Here is a 16,623-nt window from a genome sequence, read left to right on the forward strand (position 1 = left end):
TGTCAAGTGATGATCGAGCTATGCGGCCTGGGCGGCCGGAGGACTCTGCTCGTAGCAGCGGCGATCTCGGATGAGTGCCCACAGGACGTTGACGCGCCGTCTGGCGAGGGCCAGGACGGCTTGGGTGTGGAGCTTGCCTTCGGTGCGCTTGCGGTCGTAGAAGGTCCGGGATTCGGCGTTGAAGCGGATGCTCACCAGCGCGGATGTGTAGAACACCCGATTGAGGGCGCGGTTGTAGCGGCGGGGTCGGTGAAGGTTGCCGTGGATACGGCCCGAATCGCGGGGCACCGGGGCCAGGCCGGCGTAGGCGGCCAGGTGGTCGGCGGAGGCGTAGGCGGTCAGGTCGCCTCCGGTGGCGGCGAGGAACTCGGCGCCGAGCAACACGCCGATGCCAGGCATGCTGATGATCACCTCGGCCAGTTCGTGGCGGCGAAACCGGTCCTCGATCAGCAGGTCGATGTGCTTGATCTGCTCATTGAGGGCCATCACCCCCTTCGCCAGGTCGGCCACCAGCATGGCGGCCAACTGCTCGCCCGGCAGGGTGGTGGTCTGGGATCTGGCGGCCTGCACCGCACGGGCGGCCAGGTCGGCGGTACCCCGCCGGGCGCCATGGTCGCTCAGCCAGCGCTCCAGCTCCGCGGCACCAGCCGCGCGGATCGCCGCAGGGGTCTGGAAGCCGGTGAGCAGGACCAGCGGGCCCTTGTTCGTCACGTCCAGGGCGCGCTCCAGCGCCGGGCAGAGGGCCAACAGCTGCTCGCGCAGCCGGTTGACCATCCGGGTGCGGTCGGCGACCAGGTCGGCGCGGCGGGCGGTCAGCATCCGCATCTCGACGATGAGTTCGTCATCGACCCGCAGCGGGGCCAGGCCGCGGCGCATGCGGGCCTGGTCGGCGATGATCGCAGCGTCGCGGGCATCGGTCTTGCCTGCCCCGCGGTAGCCGCCGGCGGCAGCGTTGACCATGGTGGAAGAGATGTAGAGGACCTGCTGCCCGTGAGCGATCAGCAGCGCCAGGACCAGGGCCGCGCCGCCGGTGGTCATATCCACGGCCCAAGTCACCTCATCGGCCAGGCCGAGCACTTGCGTGATCAGCTCGCCCAGCGTGGTCTCGTCGTTGGCCACGCGCCGCGACAGCAGCCGCTGCCCGTCTGCGTCGATGACCACCACGTGGTGGTGTCCCTTGCCGATATCGATCCCGGCCCATGCCCGCCTCAACATCGCCTCCCAGCGCGTTTGTCCTGGTCTTCCCGCAGACGACCTCGCCGGCTCATCCCTACACAGCGACGTGTTCGCAGTTCTCAATCAGCGGCCGAGTCGTCGCGGGGTGCCGGGCGGCCAATCGAGGGAAGCCACAGACGGCAGATGCCTGACAGCCACACCCGGCACCCCTGGGTGCTCGAACCCTACGACTGGCCCGAGCGGCCCGAGAAAGAAGGTAGGGAATGCCTGATGTTTTTGTCGCGCGCGGGCGGCCTGGCCGTCGGCTTGCTGCCTGGCTGCGACCGCAGCGTCCCACTCAGCTGACGCGGCGGCTTCCCGCGCGCTGTGGCCGACGGTGGGCTGGTCGAACCCGCCGATGACGGTGACCCGGCCACGGATCGTGGCAGCGTCGTCGGTGAGCTGGCCTTCTGCCGCGATCCAGTCGAGTAGGCCCGCGGCGCCGCCGGGCCGGCGAGCACACCGGCCGGGATTGGCCCTGACCCTGATACCAGCAGGGTGCCAGGCAGGCCGGACACCGCTGCGATCGCGTCCGATTCATGGTCTGGGTCAACACAGATAGCGCCCGCGAAGGGTTCCAGCAAGGGTTCGAACAACGCGCGGGCGTGGTCAGCCAGCTCGACGCCGTCATGAAGAAGCTCCCAGGCGATTCCGGCGTCTGTGAGCCGTTCGCCCGCAAGGCCGGCGGTGCCATGCCGGACGGCGTCAAGGTGTTCGGCTGCGGCGCGTTCCCGCTCCGCGGCGATCCGCGCGTTCATAGCGGCCTGCTCGAGGTCGGTGCGCGCTTGATCGAGTTCGGCGGCGACGAGTGCGGCTGGTCGTCCGGACCAGAGTGTGGCTGCCCGCGCCGCGGTGGCCCGGTCTCTTTCGATGACCTCAAGATCGATATGGAGCTGGTGGGATTTGTCGGCGACCGGCTTCCGCGCCGCTCGCGCGGCCTCCAGCTCGCCTGCTGTGCGGGCCGCGGTGCGAGCGATGACCGTGTCGTCCAAGGCGGCGAGACGGTCGGTGATCTCCGCGACGCGGTTGGCGGCGAGCTTGACCGCGTCGTCGGCGGCCGTGCGTGCGTCCCGGAGCTCGGCGATGCTGCCCAGGATCTGCCGGACGGTGTCGGCGACGTACCGGTCGCGGGCGTGTCCGGCCTTGTCGAGCAACTTGAGTCGAGCGTCGATGGCTTCGACCTCGCGGGTGAAGGTTGCAACGGAGTCGGCGGCCTTGCCAACCTCCAGTTCCTTGGCCTTGAGCAGGCGGGAGAGACGAAAGAAGTCGACGCGCTGGGTGGTTTCGTTGTCCAGGAGCTGACGCATCCCGGCGAGGTCGACTAGGGCGTGTTTCCTGGATCTTGAGCGGCTCGTCCTGTATGTCCTGATGTGTGCTTGATCGACATGACCTTTCCGATGAGGAATGGGAGTGGCTGGAGCCACTGCTGCCATCCAACCCGGGCCGTGGCGGCCGGTGGGCCGACCACCGTCGCACGATCAACGGGGTGTTCTGGCGGACCCGGACCGGCTGCCCCTGGCGGGACCTGCCCACCCAGTACGGCAAGTGGCAGACCGTCTACAAGCGGCATCGCCGCTGGTCACGCGACGGAACGTGGGCGAGGGCGCTGGATCGGCTGCGCGCCGGGTGCGACGAGGCCGAAGGCAAGGACTGGACGGTGTCGGCCGATTCCACCATCGCCCGCGCCCACCAGCACGCCGCCGGAGCACCGCACACTCCGGCCAAGGACGACCCGGCCCGCGACCACCGCGCGGGGGGCGGCATCGAATCACAAGAATCCCGGCAAGAACCGTGAGGGGCTGGGGCGCTCGAGAGGCGGCCTGACCACCAAAATTCACCTGGTCGCCGACCGGCGCTGCCGTCCGATCACCAAGCTGACCACCCCGGGCCAGTACGGCGACTCCCCGCGGTTCATCCCGCTGATGGATGCGATCCGCATCCCGCGCCGAGGCTTGGGCCGGCCACGCAAGCGGCCTGCACGTGCCATGGCCGACAAGGCGTACTCCTCCAAGGCCAACCGCGCCTACCTGCGCGAACACAAGATCCAGGCAGTCATCCCGATCAAGGAGGACCAGAAGGCCAACCGGCTCAAGCGCGGCTCGTCCGGCGGTCGTCCGCCCAACTTCGACGCCGAACGTTACAAGGAGCGCAACACCGTCGAGCGCTGCGTCAACAAGCTGCGGCAGTTCCGCGCCGTGGCCACGCGCTTCGACAAGCGGGAGGTCATCTACCAGGGCACGATCGACGTCGCGTCCATCAAGATCTGGCTCCGCGATCCCGTCCAATGATCCACGAAACACGGCCTAGCTGGCCTGCGATCTGTTCGGGCGTCAGTTGTGAGACGTCCGAGCCCAGCAGTGTGGTCCGCTGCTCGCTGCGTCCACCGCGGGTCGAGACATAGGACAAGCAGCTGACCCCCGGCCCGAACAGTTCGCGCACGTAACGTTGCGGCCCCCACTTGGGTCCCCGCAGCGTGGACCACACCCGCTTGGCGTCGGCGAGCCGCTCGGCCTGGGTGTCGCCGCAGGCCAGCCGTACGCCGGGAGCGACCGCGACCTCGAATGCGGGATCGTCGTGCCGCCGGATCCGCACCCACACCGTTACCGGTTCACCGGTATCGGCGCCGTTGCCGGAGGGTTCGGGGCGCGTGCCGGCGAACACTGCGGCGATGAATCCGACGTCTGCGCGGACGTGAGCTCCGGCTGGTGTGTTGGGTGGGTTGAACAACAGTTCGGCGGCGTGTCCGGAGAATTGGGGCGAGTCCTGCCGCCAGCCGGGGTCGCCGTGGATCAGGCTGAGCGCAGCCTCGAATGTCGTTTTCGACGATTCGTTGGAGTCGATCGGGCCTTGACCGGTGACGGCGATGAACCCGCCTGCGGTCAGGAACACCGGGTCCGAGGTCAGGCGTCCGATGTCGATGGTTTGCAGGCAGGTGATCCGGCGACGGCCCACGACCCCCCGAACCGCAGGAAGCCGCCGGGTCATGACGACGTCTCCGGCTGCTGCCGCCGGTGTTGCAAGGCAACGGCCACCGGGTCTTCGGGGGCGGCGAGCATGAACAGGTCCTCCTCGATGCGATGCCGCTGCGCGGGGGTGAGGCGGTCGAAGACCGGTCCCGGTTTGATCCCGGCAGCGCGACCGTTGATCAACACGTGCGCATCGTGCAAGCGGTTGACGGTCTCGCGTACGACGGTCTTGCCCAGTCGACGGTTGTGATGCAGTTCGGACAGTTTCACTGGCGTTGCCGCCGACCACCGCAGCGGCCGGCGCCCCTTGACGGTCGGCATCGCCACCGACCGCAACAACACCAACGCGACCACGGCGCGACCTGCCGGGTCCAGCACGCCGAGGCCCTCGGCCGCGAGCCGCTCGGCGATGTCATCGGCGTAGCCGCTGCTGTACCCCACGACGGCACCGCCGCCGTCGTGGTGTTCGACCACGGCCCCGCCTACAGCGTCGAGTTGTGCGTCCACCACCAAGCGCAGGTCTGGGTGGGTCAGCACGGGCAGGACCGCCGCCGGAACCAGGCCTGGGCTCTGGTCGAGTACCGCCACCGCATACGTCACGGCGGCGAGTTCGGCCTGGGAGAGATAGCTCAGGCTCATCGCGGCCACCCCCGCTGCTCGGCGGCCCGATCGACCACGGCCATGAGCTCACCCACCCACGGCCCCGACCACAGGGCAGCGGCCGGCCCAGGCGGACCGGCACACCGCGCTCAGCGGATACCGGATCAGCCCCATCCTCGCCGAGCTGAGCCAGCCGCCAGCCGTGCAGCTTGTTCAATGCTCCCTTGACGTGCGCCTCGGTTTGCTTGCCAAGCCGAGGCGCTCCCAGCACGGTGAGGACATCGTCCACGGTCGCAGCGACGCCCGGGTACGGGTGCGTGGGGTTCGACGGTGTCGATCGCGTGGCCACCAGCAGCGCCAGCAGCGTCTTGGCTTGGCCCTCCGACAACCGCGACAGCGCCAAACCGGCCAGGTCCGCGCCGTGCAGTTGCAGGTCCTCGGCGACAGACAGGAGCACCGTGCCCTCCACCTCGACGAGCCGCCACAAACGAGGCTCAAGGACTCCCAGCACGGCGCTCTCGCCGGGAAGCGCCTCTCGGCGTGCGCGAGCACGCGCCGCCGTCAGCCGGACATCGTTGCGGTTCATTCGGCCGTCCATTTCAGCGGATCCGCAGAGTCAGTTTCTGGAGCTGCTGTCGCGGCGGTGGAGAACTCCGACCGGACCGGTGCGACACGACGCAACCGCAGCGGGTGGCGAATAACGACCTCCGCCGCGGGCTCAACAAGCGGTGGATCTCCGACATCGCCGGCGACCGGCATCGACTCGTCTCGCGAAAGCGCGATGACGTCAGCCAAGAGCTTCGCGGCATGCGGCCAACTCGTGCCCTGAGACGTGAGGTCCACCTCGTCAGCGTCTGCGAGTATCCCCGCCGCCCACCCCCGGCGTACTTCCATACGCTGCTCCGCGCGCTGCCGCCGATCAGCGATCACGGCCCGCGGGTCGCAGTCCGGATCAGGCAGGGGCGGTTCCGGGACCGTTCGTGCACGAGGTACCGGATCCAGCACTGTGGCCGCCTGAGCCAGATCGGTCAGGTGCACCAGTGGCACCAGGCACTCCACCGGAACCGTCGCAGCCACCGTCGCCAGCTGGTCGAGATCGGCATGGACCGCAGCGTCTCGATAGCTCTCATAGCCGGCCAAACTCAACACGCCCTCACCGGTGGCCGCCGTCTCCACCAGCCGATCGGTGAGCTGCTCAGTGGCAGCCACGAAACGCTGGCCCGCGGCGAGCAAACGATTCGCGTCATGGAAGAGACGCCCGTACGGACTGCCGTCGCGGTTGATCGCCCGGCACACCCGCTCGATCTGGATCATCTGCCGCCCTGTCGATGATCCCGTCCGGGCACCCACCAGTTCCTCATAGGTGCCCGCGATCACCGCGGCCTCCATCCGCTGAGCGTAAGCATGCAGCAAGGTCGACAACCTCACGATCAGGACCGCGACCTCGTTCACGCTCGGCGCGCGACCACCGGTGCCCTCGCTGAACGCAGACTCCAACCGGTCTGCAGCGGCCACCAGAATGCTGTGCAACTCCTCGGCACCGTTATCTTGGCCCAGCCGCGTAAGTATTTCAGCGGCCAGCAATGCCATCGGATCGGGAAAGTACCGGACTTGATACTTCTTGTCCCGATGCAGTTGTTGCAGGGCACCCGCCTTGGTCAGCATGTTGAAACGGGAATCGAATCGCTCGTCATCGGGGTCGATGCCGGCCCTGCCGGCGATCTCCGAGCGGGTCAGCCCTACGCCGTCGGCCGATTCGGCGGCCATCAGGATGGCCTCGGCCATCTCAAGGTCAGCCGGGTCATCCGTCACGCCGTCCATGCGTTTCAGGACCGGCGCGAGCAGTACCCGATAGGTCTGCAGCAACCCGTCAGCCATCTGCATCTCCCCCACGCATCCGACCCACCCACAGTGAGTTCTCGCCAGCAGGTCTGTACCCACCGCTGCATTTGACCTGCGTGACTAAACGGAGGCTGTAACGGCGGCAGGCGAAGCTTTTCCGAAGTGCCGGGCAGCGGCCCAGCAGCGCAATGCCGCCGAGCATCGCCACAACGTTTCACGACACCGCCCGCTGGCAACGCTGGCGGCGCCCATCGCGGTCAGAGCACTCAGAAATGCAGGCACAGTGAACGTCGCCGCGAATCACCATTTCTGTAGATCCACGGCACGGGCCACCGTTTTCCATGACATTCCCTTGGTATGGGCGAACGGAGCGCTGCATTCCACGGGTACGCGAACGAATCGCTGCTGAATGATTCGGTATCGACGCGGCTACAGAGCCCGGAGGGTCCATCTGCTACGGCAGACCAGAACCGATCAAAAGGAAGGGATAACGTCGGGCAACTGGGCAGCACCCGGCAGTTGATCGAGGATGCCGGTGATACGAGCGATATCGTCGTGCGCACTGGACATCGCGCTGCGGCCGGCTTGGACACCGGTCCGCAGAGCGCACATCGACCATGCGATGCCAAGAGCGTGATCGGCCACCATGAACACCGGGTCCGGTTCGGTGGCCGCAGCGTCGAACCGGGCGGCCGCTTCGTCGAAGAGCGTCATCCGCGTCCGGGCAATACGCCCCTCCAGCGTTGCCAGCACGTCCCGCGTCGTCTCTGGCGCACCGACCAGGCCGCCGGCCCGCAGTTCATACCGGCGTGTCGTGCGAATGACCCGATCGGCTTCAGAATCCCCGGGGTCGGTCTGGTCGAATGCGGCGTCTTCGGCCGCGTACAACAGCCTCTCGGCCACGCCGTACAGGGCGTTGGCCAGCCGTAGCCCGGTGACCTGCTCCTCACCTGGCCGTTCGATCCGTTCGGCCTGTTCGGCCGCCTCGCCAAAACCGAGCGCATGAAGTGCCGCAGCCAGCCGGTCTGTCCTCACCTCAACAGCCATGCCGCGACCGTATGTTCGCCTCATCAGGGCACCGTCAGCTCCGGATAAGGCGCTTTCGGCACACGGCTGCGGTACGCACCACCGCGACGGCGACAAGCATCCCGACACGCGGTAGCGGTCCCGTCCCCGGTATGTGGGCGAGTCCCGCAATCGGCGTGGTCGCGGGTCAGGCGAGCGGGGCGCTCGCCCACCCGGATTCCTAGGGCTTCGCGCAGCGGCGAGGCCGGTATCAACGCGACGCCGCGTTCCGGGACCTCAGCGCCCGGCCCGGGGCCGGCGCTCGACCGTACGGTGACCCGAGTGAGGCGGCTTGGCGTGTCTCGGCCTCCGGGCCGCCCAGGCGGACAAGGAGCGTCCTGGCCGAGAGCTGCCAGCCTCCGTTGCCCGGCCACCCGTTCTCGGGCGGTGAGCCGGCCGCTTCCCGGAGGCGCTCGGCCGTACGAAGGTCAGGGCGGGCTTCGCGGCCACGGGGCCGACGGCGGCCAGGGCCTCGGCGCGCATGCCGACAGTCCAATCCCGCATCGCGGTGGACGGCCGAAGCCGCATCTGAGGCCGGAGCCGAGTCCGCGAGCTGGCCTCACTGTGTCTGGATAAGCCCGTCGTTGAGTCGGCGGCTGAGTGCGGTGTTGCGTCGTGCACCGGTGCGTTCAACAGCCATCTGCAGTGCGTGATGCGGGCCGACGATGACGATGGCGTGTTCGGCGCGCGTGATCGCGGTGTAGAGCAGGCGCCGGCGGAGCATCAGGCCGCCGGCGGCTGTGCTGAGGGGGATGACGACCCAGGGGTATTGGCTGCCTTGGGAGCAGTGGATGGTGATCGCGTAGGCGTGGAGGAGTTCGTCGAGTTCGTCGTGGTCGTAGCTGGTCGTCTCGCCGTCGTCGGTGAGGATCTCGATGCGCTGTTCGTCTTGGATCAGGCGGGTGATGGTGGCGGAGGCGCCGTTGAACACTCCGGCGGTCCCCGGCGTCCTGATCGCTCCCTAACGCTCACCTGATCGATCGGCTCTAGCCTCCTCCAGATTCCGGCTTGAGGTGAGCAAATGCCAGCACAGGTGGAAACGGTCGGACAACGGATCGCGCTGCTACGCCAAACGGACAGGATGACACAGGAGGCCCTGGCCGACCGGGTATGCAGCGCAGCCGATGTGGCTCGGTTCGAGTCCGGGCAGGCGGAGCCGCCTGAGCGTCTGCTGCGCGAGTTCGCTGTCCGGCTCAGCTGTCCTATTTCTTATCTGAGGAACGGGGTCCCGCTAGGCGACGAACGCCGTATCGAGGCGACGTTCACCGTCGCGGAGCAGGTGCTGCGGCGGGTTGACGCATCAGCGGCCCTGCAGCGCTACACCGAGTTGCGAACCAACCCGGCCACGGTGCTGCTGGGCCGCCGGGTCGATGCCGAGATCGGGGTGGCGCTCGCGCGGGAGCAGGACCGCGACTACACGGTGGCGGAGGCGCTGTTCCGTCACGCCGCGGCCCAGCTTTGGGCCGGAGATGGGCGATGGGTGACGTGCCGTGCGGCGATGATCCGTTGCCAGCGTCTAGCCGGTGATCTCGCCGGTGCCGAGAATATGGTGCGGACTTCGATCCTGCCTGCAATGGATCTCGATGATGAGCCGATCGAGCTCGCTAACACACTGTTTTCCGCTGAAAGGCTCACCGTCTACGCTGATCGCGGCAACCCCACCGCCACTCGACGCGAAGCCGCAGTGCTAGCCAGTGGAGTCGGCACGCTCCGGCACGAGGTCCGGTTCGAGGTCTACCGCAACCTCGCCTACGCTGCGACACGGACCGGTGACTCTGACATGGTCCTCCAATGGGTCTCGCAGGCATACAGCACCGGTTCTGCCTATGGCCTGCAGCCTGCAGCGCGCCTCGTCGCCGACTGCATCGACTTGTTGCAGGCCATCCCACAACCAGAAGCATCTGCCGCAGCCCTGGCTGATTTCCGCCGCCAAGTCACAACCAGACAGGTGCCTCCGAACAAATCAGCGCGCCGTCTCGGCCAGCTGATGCGAGCACAGCTGAGAATCGGTGCGCTCGACACCGCGCTGCAACACTGCGATGCGCTCCTCGATGAGGCGATCGGTGCCTCACCGTGGTCCCGCCTCGAGGTTGTGAATGCTTACGGCGAGGTGCTAGCCGCTGTGGGTCTTCGGTCCGAGGAGGCCGCTGTCGCCATGCGTGAAGCATCGGACCTGTTGCAAGGCGTGCCCTTCATCAAGGCCAGCGGCCTCGATTCGCCGAAAGTGCAACGGTCGGAGAGCTTCGTGAGGAAGGCACCTTGGCTGGGCCGGGCGCTTTTCGACGGTTTCCGGAGGCGAGGGTCAGGTAGCCGTGCGGTGGAACGTTCGTCTTACAGACCGCCACGCGAACCGCCGACCGAAGGGGGACGCCGACGTGGCCTGTGACCAGCGGTCCTCATGGCCGTTCGCCCAGCACGACCGCGATCATCGGGTCCTCAACGGCATCGCGCCTTGGCCTCCTTCGCAGATCCGCCGCCGAGGGGCCGCTGTTTCGCTACGGCGTCTCACGGCCGGCCGACTGCTGGCGATCGATCACCTGAGGTCTTTTCTGACCCCGTCTGTCTGAAGGGCTGGTGGTCCACGACGGCGGCGTCCTGGCCGACACCAACGTCGCTGGCATCCGTTTGCAGACCTTTGAGCTGTCGGCGATGTGACTTGTTCCCCCGGGACGTGGTCCCCGGGCGGGTGTCAGCCTCCCGGGGCCGGCGGATCGCCGCATGCGTTTGACAACCTCACCGCCGGTACGACGATCTCCATGAAGCCAGCGGCCACCTGGCCTGACAAGGTCGGGACTGTCCCCCGGTCGCCACCTTCCCCAGGTGGCAACCCCTGGGACCCGCCCCGAGCTACACGTTACGCCGATCGCCGCGGCCTGTGGTCCTGCTGCGAGGGAGCGTGTAGGGCTGTGGATGGCCGTCCCGCAGGGAACGTTGCGCGATTAGCGGCGCAATCTCACGGTTGAAGTAGTCCGGGAATGGCTCGGCCAGTTCCCAGAGCGTTGCGAGCTCCCGTGTCGTCTGCCGGATGATGTCTGGATCGGCGATCCGCCGGGCGCCACAGGCCTTCCAGTCGGCGTCGTATTGAACATGATAGACAGCGTGTTCATCCACAAGAATCTCAGGAAGAGGACGTTGATGCTCGAGGTGGCGCACACGTTCGGCTTCTAGCGTACGAATCTCGATGCCTTCCTGCGCCAAGACAACAAACCACTGCATTTCCCACATCAGATACTCTGAGACGGGTCGTTCAACAATACGTAGGCGCCGGAGCACGCTCCCCTGTTGGCTGTATTGTTCCGCTTCCGCGCGGGCGGCCAGCCGATCGCTCTCGAAGGCGGCGCGAACGCTTTGCCAGTCACGGCGAAGGTAGGCCTGCCAGGCGGGGTCATCGTCGGGTTCACAGAAGTATTGAGATCGTTCCAGCTTCCAGATCGGCTGCGTCAGTCGCTTCGCATCGCCATGTCGCATCGCATGGTAGGAGGCAGCATCGAGTAGGTCGCCCGGCGCATCTCGTATATCTAGAAGTATCCGAAATTGTCCGGCGCTTTGGCCTGCGTCTTCGCCTGCTCTCATCGTCTCCACCCATCGCGTGAATCTATGTGCCAGTGTATTCGCCGATGCACCTCTACGCCGATGCGGCTTCCCTCCAACCGCCCTCTGGGCGCCACCGGCAGCAGCGTGGCGCGTACGGTGATCCAGGCTTCGAAAAATCGAACCACTGGTTCGTTAGCGATCCGTCAGCAGGATGTTCTCTCGCTACGCCCATCATCGCAGAGTTTGCCCATTCTCCTGCGATCGCGAACGCACTCCGCGATTGAGGCGATAGAGCGTGAGTTCATTCGGGTCAGAAACTGATCCGTTGGGATGCAATTTCGGATCCTCACCGATCGCTGAGCCGTTGCTGATCGCCTACCTCTAGCGTGTAGCACAAACAGGAGGCGAACGTGAGTGAACCGCAGACAGTCGGAGAACGAATCAAACTCATACGTGCCGAACGCCGCATGAGCGCAGCCGAACTGGTTAAGGGCACCCGGTGGACGGCTAAGTACGTACTGAGGGTCGAGGGAGGAAAACATAGTCCCTCCGCCCAGGCCCTCCGCCTTTTTGCGACCAGGCTTTCCCTCGATGTGCGTTACCTCGCCGTCGGCCTGTCCACGAGTAAGAGGACAGGGTTGCTTGTTGGCGCGCGCTGTGCAGACATGTCCCTAGGAAGAGGTGAACCCAGGCAAGCCCTCCAGCAGTTCGCCGCACTTCTGGGTGATCCCGCGCTCCTCCTCCTGCCGGCCAAATGGCACGAGGTCGCCTTCGGGTACGCCCGCGCCCTTGAAGAGACAGGGCACCTTCATACGGCACTCGTCAGCCTGGAATCCTTGCGAGGTCGCCTCGAACCAGACGACAAGCTCGGGGCGTACGTGCGAGCGGCGCGGTCTCGCTGCCATCGCATGGAAGGCCATCTCCATCACGCCGCTGCGGTCGCCGACGCCGCGTTGAGCGCTTTGGCTGACCGTCCGGTCAATGAGAACACCAACGAGGCCCATGTGATCATAGGGATCGAGCAGCTCGCCGCCTATGCGGCAATGGGTGAGCATCGGCGTTCGAGACGATTGACCGTCGAGTTGCTTGCGCGGCTGACTCCAGACCTGGATCCCTCCCTGCGGTCTGCCGCCTTCGAGGCCGCCGCGCAGGCGGCAACGATCCGAGGAGATGTCGAGGCGGCCCGCAACTGGACGGGCCGAGCCGAGGAACTGGTCGATGCCGCAAGGCCGCTTCCCCAGGTTCGGCGGCTCAGCCTGTATGGGAGTCTCCAGCAAGCCGGCGACGATGACACGATCGCACACGTCATGGCCGCACATGACGCGATACTGACGCGACGGGGCCTTCCTCCGGGTACGGTCACCACGACGCTCATCCACCGCGTACGGGCACACCTACATTCGGACGACCTCGATGAAGCGCTCGCGACGTCTGCACACCTGATGGACGCCGTATCGGGCACTGCGCCTGCTGCGGTTCAAGGTCAAGCCCTCGCCGCCGTCGGTGAGGTCCTTGCGGCCGATGGGGAACTGAAACGCGCGGCCTCGGTGCTGACCGACGCCGCAAGCCTGCTGCAGGCTGCCGGGCTGAGCGACGAAGCCCGGGAGATCACCCAGCGGCGGTCCTCGTTGCTTACCGATCCAGTCGACGTGGTCAGAACGGCTATGTCCGCAACGTTCACCGCTATCGAGTGGGGCGTTCAACCACGGGAGTCTGCGATCTATGCTCTTCCGCAGCTTGCGGGACTGAATACGCCGCTGTCGATACGACAACAAGAGAGTCGTTAGCGCAGCCGCCGAATCAGGCGGCTTCCTTTACAAAGTATGGTTCAGCAATACACTGTCACGCTCACCCGAATCTCCCTGACACCTCTCTAATCGGGTTCGCATCCGACGGCTGCGACATTTGAGTTAGCACCGGCATCCTGTGGTGGACAGCCTTCTGTCAGATATGCGCTGACCGTCCGCTTTCAATGTGCCGATCGCCGCCTGCTAGCGTCGATTCGGCACCTAAAGGAGGTTGTGATGCTTCGAGAGCCACACACCGTTGGCGAGCGGATTTATACATTGCGGCGGGCGCGTGGGCTTCACTGGTCGACGCTCGGCAGTTCGCTATATATGGCGGCCGTGGAAAGCAACCTCCGCGTTCCATCTCCCGCGACCATACGGGGATTCGCCGCCGTCTTGCGATGCCCTCCGCGGTATCTCACCGATGGCGTCCCCGTGAAAGCGCAGGCGGCTCTGGGTGTTCAGGTCGCCGCAGTGAGCGCGGCTGTCGCCTGGGACAGGCGCGACCCGGCACTGCGGCGCGCGGAGGCGCTCTTGGCCGACCCCGGTTTGATGCTGCTGCCGAATCTGTACGACAGGCTGGTGCTCGTGCACGCGCGCGCGCTCGAAGAGTCCGGGCGCTTCGGCACTGCGATCGCTCAACTTCAAAAGCTCACCGAACGGACCATTCCGAGTGAGAATTTGTGGACCCCGGCTGCCGCTGCGCTTGTCCGCTGTTACCGGCGGGACGGTGCTCCGGCCACGGCCATCGCGGTGGCGCGTGACGCCTTGCGGGCATGCGGGGCCGCGGCCGGCGAGCAGGTGGCCGTCCGGGCCGAACTCCTGTGTGCGCATGCTGCATTGGGCGACCACGCGATGGCTTCGCAGATCCTTGATGACGTCCTGGCCCGCGCGATGACGTCGGCTCCGCCCGAGATCAAGTACGTGACCTTCTCCGCCGCAGCGTACGCGGCGGCACAGGCTGATGACCTCACCGAGACACGACGATGGGCCGGCCGTGCCTACGCTGTCGCGTCGCAACACCATCTGGCCCCGGCGCATCGCCTGGCCACTCAATACGCCAACCTGCTGTTGCAGGCCGAGGACGGCACCGGTCACGCCGACGCCACAGCAGCGCTCGTCCGGCTCGTTCCCCAGGCCGAAGTGGAGCCCGCCTTGTCGACGGCCCGGTGGGTGCTGTCCGTACGTGCCCATCTTGCGAAGGGGGATGTTGCCCGCGCACTGCGCACGTGCGACGCCCTGCTGGCCGCGGCGGCTAATGCTCCATCCTCCGTCACTGGACACGCTCTCGCCGAGGTCGGCAAGGTACTGGTGGCGAACGGCGAGGTCGACGCCGGCATCACCGCATTGCGGGACGGCGCACAGCTTCTTGAGGCATTCGGGCTGCTGCGGCCGGCCGCGCACGCCTGGGCGGAAGCAGCCGTATGGTCTGCTGCTACCAACGACACCGCAACGGCATCTCGGACAGCGGAGCGAGCATGGTCCTTGATCCCCGTTGTGCCGTATACCGCCCCCGCGCCCGCTCGTCCGAACACTTCGGTCTCTCATCGACAGCGCCTCTAGGAACCGCCCGCGACAACGGCCCGTACGCGGCATATTCAATGCGTACAACCGATCAGACGAAACGCTCGGCGTACATCGGTGGTCGACAATAGCTTCGCCTCCCTTCTGGCGCGCTCCGTCTAAGGATCATTACGACAGGTCCAAGATTATTCCTTACCCTCAGCTGAGTCGCTGCTGATCGGCGTCGTCTATTTTCTGGGTGACACGGAGGCACCCGATGATAGACCAAACGTATACGAACGGGAAACGCGTACGCCTTCTTCGCCTGGTTCATGGATATACCCGGGACCACCTTGGCGGTGACACCAGGTCGACGAGCAGCACCTCTTCCGGCAAATCCGACTGGATTGCCCCGTCCGAGGAAGGCATCACGGAACTACTTCTCGCACTGGGCTGCAATCCATCATATCTACAAAAAGGAATTCCACAGACGAGGGTCACGCCGCTGCGTCTGCGGCTAGAATCGGCCGATTCCCTATTGCTCGATGGTCAGATATCGCAGGCACTGGGCATCCTGCGGAACGCGTTGACCGATCCCGCCCTTGTTCTCTTGCCAGTGCTTTACGATCGCACGGCTTTCGGCTTCGCCCGCGGGTTGGAAGCTGACGGCAGATACCGCCAGGCGCTCAGCCACCTCGATCGGCTGGTAACCCGGTTACCATCGTCTGACCCCCTCTGGGCTCATGCCCACGCCGCCAGGTCCCGCTGCCATCGCCTGGACGGGGATGCCCCCGCAGCTCTCGCGATCGCCAATGAGGCACTGCGGCGGATGTTCGCCACCGAAGCGACCGGCGGGGACGCGGTCCTGGCAATCGAACAACTCGCCGCGTACACCGCGCTTGGCGAGCACGAAAGAGCGCTTCGGCTGTCACGGAACCTGCTCCGCCGTCTGGACATCGAAGGCGATCCCACAGTCCGCTCACGGGGCTACCGCGCCGCCGCGTACGCGGCCGCGGCGTTCGGAGATGGAGATTCAGTCCGAACCTTGACCCGGCGGGCGTTGGCGATCGAATCGCCTCACTCACTGGTGCCAGCGACCTTCATCGATGGCCCGACAGCTTCGACGCGGCGAACGCTCGCCGGCGCTGGGAATCGCATTATCGATCCGCCAGGCCAGGAGCCGACACGGCGGCATGCGTCTGGAGACGCTGCCGGGGAGTTGATGCTTCAGGTTCGCGGGCTGATCGACGCAGGGGAGGTGGAGAAAGCACGGGCCAGCGCAAGGAGACTGATGGGAAGCCTCGCCGGAGCTTCGCCCGGAGTCGAAGGTCGAGATCTGGCGCTGGCCGGAGAAGCATTCGCTTCGGCCGGTGATCACGTTCCGGCTTTCACCGCGCTGAAGCGAGCTGCTGGATGCCTGACCCGAGCAGAGCTCTACTCCGAGGCCGCGCTTGCTTGGTGGCGGGTGTCCTGTTCGTTGGTCGCACTCGGCAATCGGGAGGTGGCCCGCAGCACGATGATGGCCGCCTTTGCCATCGCCCACCGTGAGAGGAGATCTCCGGCACCGTACGCCGAGCCGAATCGATCCCCGTCCAGTGCACTACGGTCGCGCTTCCGCGCTCGTTGACTGGTTCCGCCACGCCACGGCCAAATCCCCAAATCGGACGTGCTGGCGCTTCGCGATTGCCAAGGCCGACATCGCCGCCCACCCCGCGGTACGCGCTCTGCCGGTCCTGGGGCGAATCGGGCTTCAACTGCTCCGGAAGCCGAACCCGGCACGGCGGATCCAGGCCCCTGTTTCAGCGCACCGCCTGGCACGATCCGGCATGGCCACTGGCCCGAGACTGGCGGATCCTGGTGACGCCGCACACCGGTCTTCGTGAGTGTTTCGCTGGTCATGCGGGGTATGAGCCGACACCGGCGGTCTTGTGGCATCGCGATGGCTGAGGTTTCCTCCCGCCGCCGTACCGGGAAGCCTCTAGTGATGCGCACGTCGATTCGACTGAAGCTTGAGCAAGGGAATATCGACGGCGCTGTGCATTACCGCCTGTCTGTCGTAGCCAGTTAGGTCGGCCTTGCCGCCGCCTCACAGGTGCGATGTGTGCTGCTGT

Annotated in this window: 13 protein-coding genes; 6 read left to right on the forward strand and 7 right to left on the reverse strand. The window is 66.3% G+C overall.

The window, feature by feature from the left end; genetic code table 11:
* Nucleotides 1–18 precede the first annotated feature (18 nt).
* Nucleotides 19–1,215, reverse strand: a complete 1,197-nt coding sequence (locus tag ACYVF7_RS33170) for an IS110 family RNA-guided transposase (protein ID WP_460345227.1) — start codon at nucleotides 1,213–1,215, stop codon at nucleotides 19–21.
* 539 nt (nucleotides 1,216–1,754) lie between these two features.
* Between ACYVF7_RS33170 and ACYVF7_RS33175 the strand changes: the two genes are divergently transcribed.
* Together ACYVF7_RS33175 and ACYVF7_RS33180 are read left to right on the forward strand one after the other, a co-directional pair.
* Nucleotides 1,755–2,540, forward strand: a complete 786-nt coding sequence (locus tag ACYVF7_RS33175) for a hypothetical protein (RefSeq protein WP_460348468.1) — start codon at nucleotides 1,755–1,757, stop codon at nucleotides 2,538–2,540.
* Between the two features lie 47 nt (nucleotides 2,541–2,587).
* Nucleotides 2,588–3,503, forward strand: a protein-coding gene (locus tag ACYVF7_RS33180) for an IS5 family transposase (RefSeq protein WP_460347951.1) whose coding sequence is annotated in 2 segments (ribosomal slippage) — nucleotides 2,588–2,923 and nucleotides 2,925–3,503 — 915 coding nt in all. Because the reading frame shifts where the segments join, the coding sequence is not laid out codon by codon here.
* Here the strand turns inward: ACYVF7_RS33180 and ACYVF7_RS33185 are convergent.
* The 5 genes from ACYVF7_RS33185 to ACYVF7_RS33205 all read right to left on the reverse strand — a co-directional run bounded on the left by ACYVF7_RS33185 (nucleotide 3,472) and on the right by ACYVF7_RS33205 (nucleotide 8,619).
* Entirely contained in the window at nucleotides 3,472–4,200 is a 729-nt protein-coding gene (locus tag ACYVF7_RS33185; protein WP_460348470.1) for a hypothetical protein, read from the reverse strand. The two genes, ACYVF7_RS33180 and ACYVF7_RS33185, sit on opposite strands and share 32 nt — an antisense overlap.
* Nucleotides 4,197–4,829: a hypothetical protein gene (locus ACYVF7_RS33190; RefSeq protein WP_460348472.1), complete on the reverse strand. Its 633-nt coding sequence runs from the start codon at nucleotides 4,827–4,829 to the stop codon at nucleotides 4,197–4,199. Before ACYVF7_RS33190 ends, ACYVF7_RS33185 begins: the two co-directional genes overlap by 4 nt.
* Before the next feature lie 534 nt (nucleotides 4,830–5,363).
* Entirely contained in the window at nucleotides 5,364–6,659 is a 1,296-nt protein-coding gene (locus ACYVF7_RS33195) for a hypothetical protein (RefSeq protein ID WP_460348474.1), read from the reverse strand.
* 438 nt (nucleotides 6,660–7,097) lie between these two features.
* Nucleotides 7,098–7,670, reverse strand: coding sequence for a hypothetical protein (locus ACYVF7_RS33200; protein ID WP_460348476.1), 573 nt, complete (start codon nucleotides 7,668–7,670; stop codon nucleotides 7,098–7,100).
* A 577-nt stretch (nucleotides 7,671–8,247) separates the two neighbouring features.
* Complete coding sequence (locus ACYVF7_RS33205; RefSeq protein WP_460348478.1) at nucleotides 8,248–8,619, reverse strand: ATP-binding domain-containing protein; 372 nt, start codon at nucleotides 8,617–8,619, stop codon at nucleotides 8,248–8,250.
* Between the two features lie 90 nt (nucleotides 8,620–8,709).
* On the opposite strand from ACYVF7_RS33205, the gene ACYVF7_RS33210 reads away from it, so the two are divergent.
* Nucleotides 8,710–10,074 (forward strand): helix-turn-helix domain-containing protein, encoded by a 1,365-nt coding sequence (locus ACYVF7_RS33210; protein ID WP_460348480.1) that lies wholly within the window; start codon nucleotides 8,710–8,712, stop codon nucleotides 10,072–10,074.
* Nucleotides 10,075–10,535: 461 nt separating this feature from the next.
* On the opposite strand, the gene ACYVF7_RS33215 is transcribed toward ACYVF7_RS33210, so the two are convergent.
* On the reverse strand, nucleotides 10,536–11,156 hold the full coding sequence (locus tag ACYVF7_RS33215) for a DUF6879 family protein (RefSeq protein ID WP_460348482.1): 621 nt from the start codon (nucleotides 11,154–11,156) through the stop codon (nucleotides 10,536–10,538).
* Nucleotides 11,157–11,632: 476 nt separating this feature from the next.
* Between ACYVF7_RS33215 and ACYVF7_RS33220 the strand changes: the two genes are divergently transcribed.
* The 3 genes from ACYVF7_RS33220 (at nucleotide 11,633) to ACYVF7_RS33230 (ending at nucleotide 16,139) form a co-directional block, all read left to right on the forward strand.
* Nucleotides 11,633–13,009 (forward strand): helix-turn-helix domain-containing protein, encoded by a 1,377-nt coding sequence (locus ACYVF7_RS33220; RefSeq protein WP_460348484.1) that lies wholly within the window; start codon nucleotides 11,633–11,635, stop codon nucleotides 13,007–13,009.
* Nucleotides 13,010–13,444: 435 nt separating this feature from the next.
* Nucleotides 13,445–14,572, forward strand: a complete 1,128-nt coding sequence (locus tag ACYVF7_RS33225) for a hypothetical protein (RefSeq protein ID WP_460348486.1) — start codon at nucleotides 13,445–13,447, stop codon at nucleotides 14,570–14,572.
* Nucleotides 14,573–14,789: 217 nt separating this feature from the next.
* Nucleotides 14,790–16,139, forward strand: coding sequence for a hypothetical protein (locus ACYVF7_RS33230; RefSeq protein ID WP_460348488.1), 1,350 nt, complete (start codon nucleotides 14,790–14,792; stop codon nucleotides 16,137–16,139).
* Nucleotides 16,140–16,623 lie beyond the last annotated feature (484 nt).

It is taken from the genome of Actinoallomurus acanthiterrae, from assembly GCF_054775715.1.

What these genes read in the sequence shown, in the direction of transcription:
- ACYVF7_RS33215 (WP_460348482.1), bottom strand. Translation starts at nt 11,156, where the DNA reads ATGCGACATGGCGATGCGAAGCGACTGACGCAGCCGATCTGGAAGCTG.
- ACYVF7_RS33200 (WP_460348476.1), bottom strand. Translation starts at nt 7,670, where the DNA reads ATGGCTGTTGAGGTGAGGACAGACCGGCTGGCTGCGGCACTTCATGCG.
- ACYVF7_RS33185 (WP_460348470.1), bottom strand. Translation starts at nt 4,200, where the DNA reads ATGACCCGGCGGCTTCCTGCGGTTCGGGGGGTCGTGGGCCGTCGCCGG.
- ACYVF7_RS33230 (WP_460348488.1), top strand. Translation starts at nt 14,790, where the DNA reads ATGATAGACCAAACGTATACGAACGGGAAACGCGTACGCCTTCTTCGC.
- ACYVF7_RS33210 (WP_460348480.1), top strand. Translation starts at nt 8,710, where the DNA reads ATGCCAGCACAGGTGGAAACGGTCGGACAACGGATCGCGCTGCTACGC.
- ACYVF7_RS33175 (WP_460348468.1), top strand. Translation starts at nt 1,755, where the DNA reads ATGGTCTGGGTCAACACAGATAGCGCCCGCGAAGGGTTCCAGCAAGGG.
- ACYVF7_RS33195 (WP_460348474.1), bottom strand. Translation starts at nt 6,659, where the DNA reads ATGGCTGACGGGTTGCTGCAGACCTATCGGGTACTGCTCGCGCCGGTC.
- ACYVF7_RS33170 (WP_460345227.1), bottom strand. Translation starts at nt 1,215, where the DNA reads ATGTTGAGGCGGGCATGGGCCGGGATCGATATCGGCAAGGGACACCAC.